The organism is Pseudarthrobacter sp. J1763 (genome assembly GCF_050490295.1).
Classification (GTDB): Bacteria; Actinomycetota; Actinomycetes; order Actinomycetales; family Micrococcaceae; genus JBNPEO01.
The window spans coordinates 38,962-50,592 of the sequence record NZ_JBNPEN010000010.1 but is presented as its reverse complement, the minus strand read 5'-3'; the positions used below and the strand labels follow the sequence as shown (position 1 = coordinate 50,592).

Genomic DNA, 11,631 nt, shown 5'->3' with positions numbered 1-11,631 from the left:
GTGGGCCCCTTGAGCGGATCGGGCTGTGGTCTGGATCCTTCAGCCGGAGACTCATACTGCGGTGGGATAGGCATTTACCTCCCTGGGATCACTACCCCGGTTTCATAGGCGATCATCACTACGTGGACCCGGTCGCGGGCTTGGAGTTTGGCTAGGATGTGGCCCACATGGGTTTTGACGGTGGCCTCGGATAGGTACAGGCCGGCAGCAATTTGAGGGTTAGACTCGCCGCGAGCGATGAGCTCAAAGATCTCCCGCTCGCGGGCAGTCAGGCTCGCCACGGCTGCAGCGTTTTTGTCATGAGCTGGACCCGGTGTTCTCAGTAGCGGTGCCACATGGTCCAGGAGCCGGCGTGTGGTGGAGGGGGCAATCACTGCGTCGCCGCGGTGGACGGTGCGGATCGCTTCGAGGAGTTCCTCAGGGGGAGCGTCTTTGAGGAGGAAGCCGCTGGCACCGGCTTGGATGGCGGCGAGGGCATACTCGTCTAGGTCAAAAGTGGTCAGGACCACGATTTTGAGATCGTCGTCTCCGGTTCGTGTGACACGGTTCTCCAAGAGCACACGGGTAGCCTCAATACCGTCCATTCCGGGCATCCGAACGTCCATCAGGACCACGTCTGCACGGGTAGATCCTAGGGCTTGAATGGCATCGCGCCCGTTACCGGCTTCAGCGACCACTGTCAGGTCGGGCTGGGAGTTGATCAGCATTTTGAAGCCCGAGCGGACCAGTTGTTGATCGTCCACGAGTGCTACGCGGATGGGTTCTGCGGTGTTCATTTCATGCTTCCGAGTAGGGGATGTGTGCGGTGACTAAAAAGCCGCCGCCGGTGTGTGGACCGGCGGTGAGCTGACCGTCGTAGAGTTTTACGCGTTCTTGCATACCGCGCAGCCCGTTGCCGCCATTGCTTCCGGTGGGGGCAGGGGAGCTTGCTGCTGAGCCGAAACCATTGTCCTGCACCCTCAGGTCCAAGCCCTTGGCGGTCCAATCCAATCGCGCAGTTGCTTTCGCCGAAGGACCAGCGTGTTTGAGGACGTTAGTCAGTGCTTCTTGGACAATCCGGTAGGCGGTGAGTTCCGCACCAGCCGGCAGCTCGGCGCGTGGGGTTCCGGACTGCTCAAAGCTCAGCGGGAGCCCGGCGGCGCGGACACCCAGCAACAACTCATCGAGGTCAGCGAGACCGGGCAGCGGACGGGTGGGGGTGTCGCCGTCGTTCCTTAAGATGCCTAGGAGGCGGCGCATTTCGGCGAGTGAGCCGCGACCGGTGGCGGCAATTGTTTCCAGGGTGGCAGGCGCGACGGCGGGGTCCGCCACTGCTGCGTAGCGTGCGCCATCTGCTTGGGTAATGATCACGGAGAGGGAATGGGCAATGATGTCGTGCATTTCGCGGGCGATGTGGGAGCGTTCATCCATCGCTGCCAGAGCGCGTTCTTGATGCTGCTCGATTTCTAGCCGCCGCGCACGGTCTTCGAGGGCTTGGACTTGGAGGCGTCTGGTCCGGGTGAGGTCTCCTAAAGTCCAGCTAAACAGGACCAGGAGAGACACGAGGATGACGTAGAGGGCACCCACAGTGAGCCCCAATAGAAGTGTGCTGGACGTTTCGCTGTTGTTTAATCGGACCACGATCATCACTGCGCCGATCAGCCCGGCAACTAGGACGCTGCGGCTAGCCCACACTGCGCCGTAGGCGGCAGTCGAGTAAATGATCACGGGAACGGCAAGGATGCCGGCCACTACCGCGGTGGGAATCACCATGTGAATCAGACACAGGATCACCAAGGCTCCGGCTGCGAGCTCGGGCCGGGTGCGGCGCCACGCGATGGTCAGAATCATGGTTGTGGAGATCAACGACTCAGGCAGCGCGCCCGCTACGGCGTACAGCGCACCAAACGGCAGGCACAACAAGATAGCGGCCCCGAGGTCTACCTTGAAGGGGTTATCTCGGAACCACTGGTAAATCGTGTGTCGCCTATCCATTGCTTCGACTCTAGCGCCGAGGGTGGGGGCTTGGCGTCATGCTGCGGTCTGAGTTTTCGCAGGCAATAACCTTCGGTGCAATGGCCCTATAACTTGAATGTAGGGCACACTGAGTTCCGCATAGTGAGATGCCTTGCTCAGAATGTGGATGCTCTGGAAAGCTGGTTTTATGAGCTCAAGTACCATCAATCTGGCAGTTATCCCCGGCGACGGCATTGGTCCGGAGGTCACGGCGGAAGCCCTTAAAGTTCTCACCAAGGCAGCCGAAGCTGAAGGCGTCACAGTAGAGGCCACCGAGTACAGCCTGGGTGCTGCGCACTGGTTGGCCACGGGGGAGACGCTCCCGGATGAGGTATTGGCGGATCTTCGGACTCGGGACGCCATCCTCTTTGGTGCAGTGGGTGCGGCTCCGGGTGACACCAAGATTCCGTCTGGATTGATTGAGCGCGAACTATTGCTCAAACTGCGTTTTAGTCTGGACCACTACGTGAACCTGCGTCCTTCCAAGCTGTACGGAACCGTGGGTAGCCCGCTGGCAAATCCGGGTGAGATTGACTTTGTGGTGGTCCGCGAAGGAACCGAGGGCCCGTACGTTGGTAACGGCGGATCCCTCCGCTCCGGCACTGAACATGAGATTGCTACCGAAGTTTCGCTCAACACGGCTCACGGCGTGGAGCGCGTGGTTCGGGATGCCTTCCGCCGAGCAAATGAACGTCCGCGCAAGAAGCTCACGCTGGTCCACAAACACAATGTTTTGGTGTTTGCCGGTCACTTGTGGAAGCGGATTGTTGAGCAAGTTGCTCCGGAATTTCCTGAGGTCACGCACGATTATTTGCACGTTGATGCAGCCACGATCTTTATGGTGACTAACCCCTCGCAATTCGATGTGATTGTCACGGACAACCTCTTTGGCGACATCCTTACCGACCTCGCCGCAGCCGTAACCGGTGGCATCGGCCTGGCTGCTTCCGGAAACATCAACATGGACCGCACAGCACCGTCAATGTTTGAGCCAGTTCACGGATCGGCTCCGGATATTGCCGGTCAGCAGAAGGCAGATCCGACGGCGGCAATCTTGTCCGCTGCGCTACTTTTGGACCACTTGGGTCACCAGAGTGCTGCCCGCCGGATTGAGCGGGCGGTAGAAGCGGACATTGAATCGCGGGATTCAAACGTCCGCAGCACCAGCGAGATCGGTGCTGCTATCGCGGCTGCCCTGTAAGTATCGCTTCACCAGGCGACGCTACCGGGCCCTGCTCCGGCGTAAGCTTGAAACAGTCTTACTCACCTGCTGCCGGGTGCGGCTAATTCCTTGCTGACTTAGCCGCAAAAAGCACCCGTCGGCTGACCATGGAGGAACCATGACCCAGACGGCCAATGGCGTTGAATTTGCCCGGCACATCTCTGAAAACCCCAAGTCCGCGCAGGAACGCGACGCGATTCTGGCCAACCCGGGTTTCGGTAACCACTTCACCGATCACACCACGATTGTTGACTTCAAGGTCGACGCCGACGGCAACGGTTCTTGGAGCAACGCCCGGATTGAGCCGTATGGCCCCATTAGCCTGGACCCGGCAGCTGCGGTGCTGCACTATGGTCAGGAAATTTTTGAGGGTATGAAGGCCTACCGTCACGCCGACGGTTCGGTATGGACGTTCCGGCCCGAGGCAAACGCTGCCCGGATGAACAAGTCCGCTGAGCGGTTGGCTCTACCGCTGATTCCGGAAGAGTACTTCTTGGAAGCTGTCCGGACGCTTGTGGCTCAGGACAAGGATTGGGTTCCTTCCGGCGACGGCGAGGCCCTGTATATTCGCCCGTTTATGATTGCCACCGAGGCATTTTTGGGTGTCCGCCCGGCGCACGAGGTGTCCTTCCGCGTGATCGCTTCCCCGGCCGGAAACTACTTCGGCGGCGAGCTGAAGCCGGTTTCCATTTGGATTTCCCGCAACTACGCCCGTGCAGGCCGTGGTGGTACCGGTTCAGCTAAGTGCGGCGGCAACTACGCGGCTTCCTTGATCGCCCAGATCGAGGCCGAGGCTAACGGTTGCAAGCAGGTGCTGTTCTTGGACCAGTTCAATGACAATGCTGTTGAAGAGCTCGGCGGAATGAATGTTTTCTTTGTCTTGAAAGATGGTTCATTGGCTACTCCGGCGCTCTCTGGAACCATTTTGGAGGGTGTAACTCGTTCTTCGGTGATTCAGGTTGCTCAGGACATGGGCCGGGAGGTTGCCGAGCGCAAGATCACTCTGGATGAGTGGCGTGAAGGAATTGCCTCCGGTGAGATCGCTGAAGTGTTCGCTTGTGGCACCGCTGCTGTGATTACTCCGATTGGTGTCCTCAAGGATGAGAATGAGGTTATCGGTTCCGAGGATGCCAAGGCTGGCGAGGTCACCATGGCTATTCGTGAGCGTCTATTGGGTATTCAGACCGGTACCGTGGAGGACACGCACGGCTGGTTGACTCGCCTGGCCTAGTACCTGCCTCTTAAAACCAACGCGGGGTCACTTACGGCCCATGTTTAGCTGAAACATGGGCCGTAAGTGACCCCGCGTTGGTGTGTGCGGGTGAGGTTTAGCGGCGGGCGGCCTTGCGCGCAGCGTTTTTGAGCGCTTTGCGGGAGACGGGCTTGAGGGCTTTGCGCTCGGCTTCCTCGGCGATGGCGCGCTTGCGGCCAGCATCGATGACGTCGTTCCACAGTGCTGCGGCAAAACTTCCGCCATCCTGAGCGTAGATGTCATACGGGTAAGCGGCGAAGGCCGGCGAAGGTTTGCCTTTTGAGAGCTCTGTTCCGGCCTTGCGCGCCACGGCGTCGTCAATAGCCCAGGTTTGTGCCAAGTGCAGGGAGAGGTTCTCGGCAACAAAAACGTTGGCGTCCGTGGAGGCAGCTGCGCGCTGGAGGAGATCTGTCAGGTTCGCTGCCAAGAGGGCGGCTGCGGCTTCATTGAGTGAGGTGCCGTCCTCGGTGGCGGCGGTCAGGATTTTTTCCTGCTCAACTACCGTGGGCTCCCAATCGGACGTTTCACGGAACTTCTGCCAGGTGGGGAACCAGACCACGGTGCCGTTAGCGTGATTGTGGATGTGCTGGAGGCCGCTGGTCTTCTCGGTGGCGGTGTGGTCGTTGCCAGCTGACGCGGCTGCGGCCAAGAGCTCGGATAGGGAAGCGGAAGTTGAAGTGCTCATGGGTGTGTCTGCATGCTCTCTGTGGACGGTGCTTTCCCCATCCATAACCTGCGTACCGGGTGAGCTTATTCCGCAACGGGGTCATTCAGAAACCGGTGCGGGCCAAGCATGAATAGGATGGTGCGGTGATGAGCACTCGCCGCGAGTTCCAGCAAAGCAGTCAATTGACGGCTTTTTCCTTGGCGCCTAATCCCGGGCCAATGAGTTTGGACGGAACTAATTCCTACGTGATTTCGGCGCCGCGTTCGGCACAGTGTGTGGTGGTGGACCCGGGGCCAGCGGATGAAGATCACCTGAAGGGCTTGGCTAGCGCGGGGGGGGTGGAGCTGATTCTGATCACTCACCGGCACGCTGACCACACGGCAGGGGCGTTGAGGTTGCATGAGCTCACCGGTGCACCAGTACGGGCAGGGGACAGAACGCACTGCTATGCTGCCGAGCCGCTTCAAGGTGGAGAAGAAATCCGCGCTGCTGGTGTAGAAATTCGTGTGCTCGCCACCCCCGGGCACACTGCCGATTCCCTGTGTTTTTATCTGCCTGAGGACGGCGCTAACGGCTCGGTGCTGACAGGGGACACCATATTAGGCAAGGGAACCACGGTCCTAGACTTCCCCGACGGTACTCTGAGCGACTATTTGCGGTCCTTGGACGTCCTTGAAGCACTCGGTGCGGCCACCGTTTTGCCAGCCCACGGGCCGGTACTTTTCGCGGTCGACGTCGTGGCGCGCGAGTACCGGAACCACCGGCACCAGCGCCTTGATCAAGTCAGGGACGCGCTTGCGGTCTTGGGTGAGCAGGCACCCAGTGAAGCCGTGGCTCGGAAGGTTTATCACGACGTCGACCCTTCAGTGTGGCGCGCGGCGCTGCTCAGCGTCGAGGCCCAGTTGGCGTATCTGCGTGGGTAGGAAAGTACGGGGCGTAAAGCTATAGGCTTGGAGACATGCGTATTGCTCGATTTGTTGTTGATTCTGATCCTCTCTACGGCGTTGTGGAGGGTGAGCCCGGTAGCGAAGTAGTCACCGTTATCTCCGGCGACCCGTTCTTTAACGGCGTGGTCCGCACTCACACCACTCATAAGCTGGAAGACGTGCGTTTGCTCGCGCCGATCATTCCTCGCAGCAAGGTCATTGGTGTGGGGCGGAACTTTGTTGAGCATGCTCACGAGCTCGGCAATGAAGTCCCTGCTGCTCCGCTGTTGTTCCTCAAGCCGAACACCTCGGTCATTGGCCCAGGCGATCCAATTGTGTTGCCAGACTTCTCTGAGGAAGTCTCCTTCGAGGCTGAGCTGTGTGTGGTGATTGGCCGGATCTGCAAGGACGTTCCGGAAGATCGCGTGAAGGACGTGATCTTCGGCTACACCTGTGGCAATGACTTGACGGCGCGGGACGTCCAGAAGACTGACTTGCAGTGGGCCCGGGCTAAGGGTTTTGATACCTCAGCGCCGCTTGGTCCCTGGATCGAGACAGAACTTGACCCGGATGACTTGGACATTAAGGGTTACCTCAACGGCGAATTGCGTCAGGACGGCAATACCAACCAGATGGTGCGCGGTGTAGCTGAACTGGTCTCGATCGTTTCCCAGGCCTTTACCCTGTTGCCCGGCGACGTGATTATGACTGGGACCCCTGCTGGTGTGGACTTGGTTAAGGCTGGAGACCGCTACGAGGTGGAGATCGAAGGCATCGGCCGGTTGTCGAATCCCGTGGTGCGCCGCTAGGGGCGTAAAGTTGGAGTCACTATGACTACCTCTCTTGCGGCCAATTCGGCCATCCCCACCGTCACCGAAGATACGCCAGTTCGGGTGCGCTTCTGCCCCTCGCCCACTGGTACCCCTCACGTGGGTCTGATTCGCACCGCCTTGTTCAACTGGGCCTACGCTCGTCACACGGGTGGAAAGCTCATTTTCCGTATCGAGGACACGGACCAGGCGCGCGATTCTGAGGAGAGCTACCACCAATTGTTGGATGCCCTCAAGTGGTTGGGCATTGACTGGGATGAGGGCGTTGAGGTTGGCGGCCCGCATGAGCCGTACCGTCAGTCACAGCGTTCGGACATTTATCAGGACGTGATTGCCAAGCTGGTTGCAGCGGGTCACGTTTATGAGTCGTACTCCACCCCGGAAGAGATCGAGGCTCGCCACAAGGCTGCTGGCCGCGATCCGAAGCTTGGTTATGACGGTTTTGACCGCGATCTCAGTGCAGAGCAGATTGCAGCGTTCAAGGCTGAGGGACGCCAGCCGGTGCTGCGCGTTCGGATGCCGGATGAAGATCTGACGTTCAACGACCTCGTCCGTGGTGAGATCACGTTCAAGGCTGGCTCGGTTCCCGACTTTGCAGTGGTTCGTGCCAATGGTGCACCGCTGTACACGCTGGTCAACCCGGTGGATGACGCGTTGATGGGTATCACCCACGTGTTGCGCGGCGAGGACTTGCTCAGCTCCACTCCGCGCCAGATTGCCCTGTACCGGGCGCTCGTGGACATTGGAGTGGCCAAGTACATGCCACTCTTTGGTCACTTGCCGTACGTGATGGGCCAGGGCAACAAAAAGCTGTCCAAGCGCGATCCCGAGTCCAACCTGTTTTTGCAGCGCGATAAGGGCTTTATCCCCGAAGGTTTGCTGAACTACTTGTCTCTCTTGGGCTGGTCTTTGAGCGCCGATGAGGACATTTTCAGTGTGGAGCAGCTCGTGGAGAAGTTTGATATCCACGATGTTCTGGCCAACCCGGCCCGCTTTGATCAGAAGAAGGCTGACGCTATCAACGGCACACACGTGCGCCTGTTGGAAGCCACCGACTTCCGCAACCGTCTGATTCCGTACCTGCAGGCAGCTGGCGTACTGGGGGAGACCTTAAGCGAGCGTGAGGAGCAGATCCTCACCGAGGCCGCACCGCTGATTCAGGAGCGCATCACCTTGTTGGGTGAGGCGCCTGAGATGTTGGGCTTCTTGTTTAAGAACGACGCCGAGATTGACATCGCGGAAGACGCTAAGAAGGGTCTGCCGGAGAATTTGTCCGAGGTTCTGGACGCTGCTTTGGCAGCTTTGGAGCCGGTGGAGGACTGGAGCGCTGAGAGTATTCAGACGGCGTTGAAGACTGCGCTGGTTGAGAACATGGGGATCAAACCGCGGCTAGCGTTTGGACCGGTTCGGACAGGAATTTCCGGACGCCGAATCTCTCCGCCACTCTTTGAGTCCATGGTGATCTTGGGCAAAGAGTCCTCGTTGAACCGTCTCAAGGCTTTCCGCGGATAGTTTGCTGCGCCAAAGTCATGAGCGAGTTTGAAGTGTTCCAGCAGGACGCCGGTCGGGTGACCGGCGTCCTGCTGGACATTGATGACACCCTGGTGGATCTTGAGTTCGCCATGACCACCGGCTTGCGCACAGCCAGCGAGCATTTGTTGCCCGGCTTGGACGCGTCTGGGTGGGATCATTTCTTCCGGATATTCACTCATGAGACCACGCATATTTATGATCGGTATCTTGCGGGCGAGCTGAGCTTTCAGGAGCAACGGGTTTTGCGTGGCCGCACAGCCTTGGCGCACTTTGGGGTGCACATGCCTGGGGAGGACGCCGAGCTTGCTTGGGTGAGCCACTACGCGTCAATTCAAGAAGCGCACGTGCGGCCCTTCGCTGATGTCCACCCATTTTTGGATGCGCTTGATGCTGCCGGAATTCCTTACGGCGCAGTGAGTAATAACGTCCACTCATATCAGCGGGCCAAGCTGGACCGCGCCGGGCTCCAGCGGATAGCCGTTTTGGTGGGAACTGACACTGTAGGTGTGGCAAAACCAGATCCTGCGATTTTCCTTGAAGGTGTTCGGCTTTTGGGCGGTTCCCCAGCTGAAACCTTATATGTGGGGGATAACCGTCTGATCGATTGTGTTGGTTCCACAGCTGCGGGTTTGCGCGGAGTCTGGCTCAATCGCTCCGGTAACAGCCCTGATTCAAACACCAGGGTTAACGAAGAAACCGTGGGCCACGGTGATGGCTCCACGGTTTCTTCGTTGCTTGACCTTCTGCCTTTGGGCTAGGTCTTTAGCGGCCGATTAGACAGCTGCTTTCTTAGCGCGATTGCGCAATATCAGGAAGCCAGCGATCGCTGCAATGACCAGCAACGCCACGAGCAAGAGTGCTGCGCCGGGCCCAGTAAAGAGACTCGACGGCGACACTGCCGAGACCTTCGAATACAGCAAGTCGGTGCCATCTGCGATTTGTTTGTTTCCGTCCGCCAACTTGCTTGCACCATCGGCCAACTTGCCAGAGCCGTCATCCAGCTGGCCATTGCCATCCGCCAACTTCACAGTTCCATCGGCCAGCTTGGTGGTGCCATCCTTAAGTTTCACCGTTCCGTCAGCGAGCTTGGTGGAACCGTCAGAAAGCGCTTCTGTTCCAGCCAGTAGCCCGGGGTTGGAGGAGTTACCGGAACCGTAGATTCCAGCAGAGAGTTTGGCGGTTCCATCCTGTAGGTTATTCGCAGCATAAATCAGGCCGGGGCTGTCCGGGTCTCCCGGAACACCGTCCATACCCACACGGATTTTGGTGGTGCCGTCAGCCAACAGAGACGTTCCCATCACCATTCCAGGTGCTGCAGGATCCGTACTGTTCAGCTTTTGGTCAAGCGTGGCGAATCCTGCCACCAACTGACCGGCACCGGTGTTGAGTTTGCCAACACCCGTATTGACCTGCTGGGCGCCGTCGTTGACCTGGGTGGCTCCAGTGTTCAGCTGAGCGGTTCCTGCCTTGAGCTGCGCGGCACCATTGCTGAGTTCGGCGGCGCCAGCGTTGAGCTGATCCGCTCCGGCATCAAGTTGGCCAGCTCCCGCGGACGCGCGGCGGGCACCGTCGGCTAGCTTGGCGATCTTGTCCTTCAGCAATCCCAACGGCACAATCCCCTGAGCCCCATTGGCAGCCTGTTCCAGTTGGTCCAAGCCTTGGCTCAAAGCAGCGAGTCCATCACCCTTGGTGGGATCACCACCTGCACCTTGATAACCCTTGAGTTGCTGAGTTCCCGCAGCCAGCTGAGCAGTGCCCTGCTTAAGGGTGACAGTTCCAGCGCTAAGGTTCCCGGCACCAGCATCAACTTGACTTGCGCCCGTGGCGAGCTGGCTTGTGCCGGTGGCCAATTGGCCCGTACCTGTTGCAAGTTGTTTAGTACCAGTAGCGATCTGTCCGGCACCATCGGCGAGGTTATTCGGCGCCTTGCCTGACGCCGTCGGAGTCAAAGCGGCAGAGAGCTGAACAGCGCCTGACTTAAGTTGCTGGGCGCCGTCATCCACCTTGTAAACGCCCGGTACTAGCTTGTTGATGACGTCATTCTGAAGCTTGGTGGTTCCTGCGTGTAACTTGTCCGCTCCGGGGGCCAGCTGGTCACGCACGCCGCTGAAGACTTTGCCAGCTCCAGCATTCAGTTGTGCTGCCCCGGAGTTGAGTTCCCCGGCGCCAGAGTTCAGCTGCCCGGCCCCATCCTTGACTTGTCCGGATCCTTTGTTTGCCTCACCGGCGCCAGTAGCAAGTTTGCTTGCTCCTTCTTTCAGCTGCACGGAACCGGAAGCTGCCTGTCCGGCCCCCTCTTTGAGCCGGGCGGCTCCATCGGCCACCTGGCCTGTGAGATAGGTATAAAAGGCCAAAAAGAGGATTAGCAGAAGGGACAACACAATGATGGCGATCTGCTGTGGCCTGGTCCGGTTCTTGGCTGATGCAGAAGCTGCTGCTCGGCTAGTCGACACTGACGCTCCCTAACTGTTCTGCCGGGCGACGTTGCCCGACGGCCAAAGACTGTGATCTGGATTACAGCCCGTTTTGCTCAAACGTTCCCACTGAGGAGTGTGGGGGATTGTGGTTACTAGTTGGTAACTTACCGAGAGTAAACCAGGCCGTTGGGCATGCGCAAGGGCCTAGGTGGAATCACCTGGAGAGCTGGTGCGTTTTTTGGGCGTCCGGATTGGCCGCCCCACCCAGTTCTCGATTTGTGCCAACGGTCGATGGCAGGTAAAGTAATTACTCGTGCTGACGGGCGCAGAGCAGCATGAAGCTGCAACGCGGAAGCCCGGAAAGTGCCATTGGGATATGGTGTAATTGGCAACACTACGGTTTCTGGTACCGTCATTCTAGGTTCGAGTCCTGGTATCCCAGCTCTTGAAAATTCGCAGATTTCTGTAGGATTTTTGAGTGGTTTACATCGAATTGTCGATTTGAACCGCAGCTCAGGATGTGAGAAACTTCTTGAGCTGAAAAGTGCAAGGCCCCATCGTATAGCGGCCTAGTACGCTGCCCTCTCACGGCGGTAACGCGGGTTCGAATCCCGCTGGGGTCACAAACGGAACCTCTGATCTACGGAAACGTAGATCAGAGGTTCTTTTTATTTTGTTGACCAAGCTCACCTTCACCAAAAATGCTTCCTTGGCTGGCATGATGATGCTGTGACCACAAGCAATAGTGCCGGCCCACCGCCGTCAAGACCACCGCACCTACCTGCTGCC

10 protein-coding genes and 2 tRNA genes are annotated in these 11,631 nt (G+C 58.6%); 8 read left to right on the top strand and 4 right to left on the bottom strand.

What is annotated here, in order from left to right:
- Positions 1-74 precede the first annotated feature (74 nt).
- Entirely contained in the window at positions 75-776 is a 702-nt protein-coding gene (locus ACQQCD_RS10695; RefSeq protein WP_430268370.1) for a response regulator, read from the bottom strand.
- A gap of 1 nt (position 777) precedes the next feature.
- Entirely contained in the window at positions 778-1,974 is a 1,197-nt protein-coding gene (locus ACQQCD_RS10690) for a sensor histidine kinase (RefSeq protein ID WP_430268369.1), read from the bottom strand.
- 169 nt (positions 1,975-2,143) lie between these two features.
- On the opposite strand from ACQQCD_RS10690, the gene ACQQCD_RS10685 reads away from it, so the two are divergent.
- Together ACQQCD_RS10685 and ACQQCD_RS10680 are read left to right on the top strand one after the other, a co-directional pair.
- Complete coding sequence (locus tag ACQQCD_RS10685) at positions 2,144-3,196, top strand: 3-isopropylmalate dehydrogenase (protein ID WP_430268368.1); 1,053 nt, start codon at positions 2,144-2,146, stop codon at positions 3,194-3,196.
- 139 nt (positions 3,197-3,335) lie between these two features.
- Entirely contained in the window at positions 3,336-4,448 is a 1,113-nt protein-coding gene (locus ACQQCD_RS10680) for a branched-chain amino acid aminotransferase (RefSeq protein ID WP_430268367.1), read from the top strand.
- A gap of 97 nt (positions 4,449-4,545) precedes the next feature.
- Here the strand turns inward: ACQQCD_RS10680 and ACQQCD_RS10675 are convergent, their stop codons facing one another.
- A complete protein-coding gene (locus ACQQCD_RS10675) occupies positions 4,546-5,154 on the bottom strand; it encodes a hypothetical protein (RefSeq protein WP_430268366.1) in 609 nt (202 codons plus the stop codon).
- Between the two features lie 128 nt (positions 5,155-5,282).
- On the opposite strand from ACQQCD_RS10675, the gene ACQQCD_RS10670 reads away from it, so the two are divergent.
- Genes ACQQCD_RS10670 through ACQQCD_RS10655 form a run of 4 tightly spaced genes read left to right on the top strand, consistent with a single transcriptional unit; the run spans position 5,283 to position 9,183 of the window.
- Positions 5,283-6,059 (top strand): MBL fold metallo-hydrolase, encoded by a 777-nt coding sequence (locus ACQQCD_RS10670; RefSeq protein WP_430268365.1) that lies wholly within the window; start codon positions 5,283-5,285, stop codon positions 6,057-6,059.
- A 35-nt stretch (positions 6,060-6,094) separates the two neighbouring features.
- Positions 6,095-6,871: a fumarylacetoacetate hydrolase family protein gene (locus ACQQCD_RS10665; protein WP_430268364.1), complete on the top strand. Its 777-nt coding sequence runs from the start codon at positions 6,095-6,097 to the stop codon at positions 6,869-6,871.
- 21 nt (positions 6,872-6,892) lie between these two features.
- Complete coding sequence (gene gltX, locus ACQQCD_RS10660; protein ID WP_430268363.1) at positions 6,893-8,404, top strand: glutamate--tRNA ligase; 1,512 nt, start codon at positions 6,893-6,895, stop codon at positions 8,402-8,404.
- A gap of 17 nt (positions 8,405-8,421) precedes the next feature.
- On the top strand, positions 8,422-9,183 hold the full coding sequence (locus tag ACQQCD_RS10655; protein ID WP_430268362.1) for an HAD family hydrolase: 762 nt from the start codon (positions 8,422-8,424) through the stop codon (positions 9,181-9,183).
- Positions 9,184-9,198: 15 nt separating this feature from the next.
- On the opposite strand, the gene ACQQCD_RS10650 is transcribed toward ACQQCD_RS10655, so the two are convergent.
- Positions 9,199-10,878 (bottom strand): hypothetical protein, encoded by a 1,680-nt coding sequence (locus ACQQCD_RS10650; protein ID WP_430268361.1) that lies wholly within the window; start codon positions 10,876-10,878, stop codon positions 9,199-9,201.
- A 334-nt stretch (positions 10,879-11,212) separates the two neighbouring features.
- Here ACQQCD_RS10650 and ACQQCD_RS10645 point away from each other — a divergent pair.
- Positions 11,213-11,284, top strand: a tRNA-Gln gene (locus ACQQCD_RS10645).
- A gap of 108 nt (positions 11,285-11,392) precedes the next feature.
- Positions 11,393-11,465 (top strand) — tRNA-Glu (locus tag ACQQCD_RS10640).
- The last annotated feature ends 166 nt before the right edge of the window (positions 11,466-11,631 follow it).

Bases quoted from the DNA above. Each gene is read 5' to 3' on its own strand.
- ACQQCD_RS10695 (WP_430268370.1), bottom strand. From the start codon at position 776: ATGAACACCGCAGAACCCATCCGCGTAGCACTCGTGGACGATCAACAA.
- ACQQCD_RS10690 (WP_430268369.1), bottom strand. From the start codon at position 1,974: ATGGATAGGCGACACACGATTTACCAGTGGTTCCGAGATAACCCCTTC.
- ACQQCD_RS10685 (WP_430268368.1), top strand. From the start codon at position 2,144: ATGAGCTCAAGTACCATCAATCTGGCAGTTATCCCCGGCGACGGCATT.
- ACQQCD_RS10680 (WP_430268367.1), top strand. From the start codon at position 3,336: ATGACCCAGACGGCCAATGGCGTTGAATTTGCCCGGCACATCTCTGAA.
- ACQQCD_RS10675 (WP_430268366.1), bottom strand. From the start codon at position 5,154: ATGAGCACTTCAACTTCCGCTTCCCTATCCGAGCTCTTGGCCGCAGCC.
- ACQQCD_RS10670 (WP_430268365.1), top strand. From the start codon at position 5,283: ATGAGCACTCGCCGCGAGTTCCAGCAAAGCAGTCAATTGACGGCTTTT.
- ACQQCD_RS10665 (WP_430268364.1), top strand. From the start codon at position 6,095: ATGCGTATTGCTCGATTTGTTGTTGATTCTGATCCTCTCTACGGCGTT.
- gltX (WP_430268363.1), top strand. From the start codon at position 6,893: ATGACTACCTCTCTTGCGGCCAATTCGGCCATCCCCACCGTCACCGAA.
- ACQQCD_RS10655 (WP_430268362.1), top strand. From the start codon at position 8,422: ATGAGCGAGTTTGAAGTGTTCCAGCAGGACGCCGGTCGGGTGACCGGC.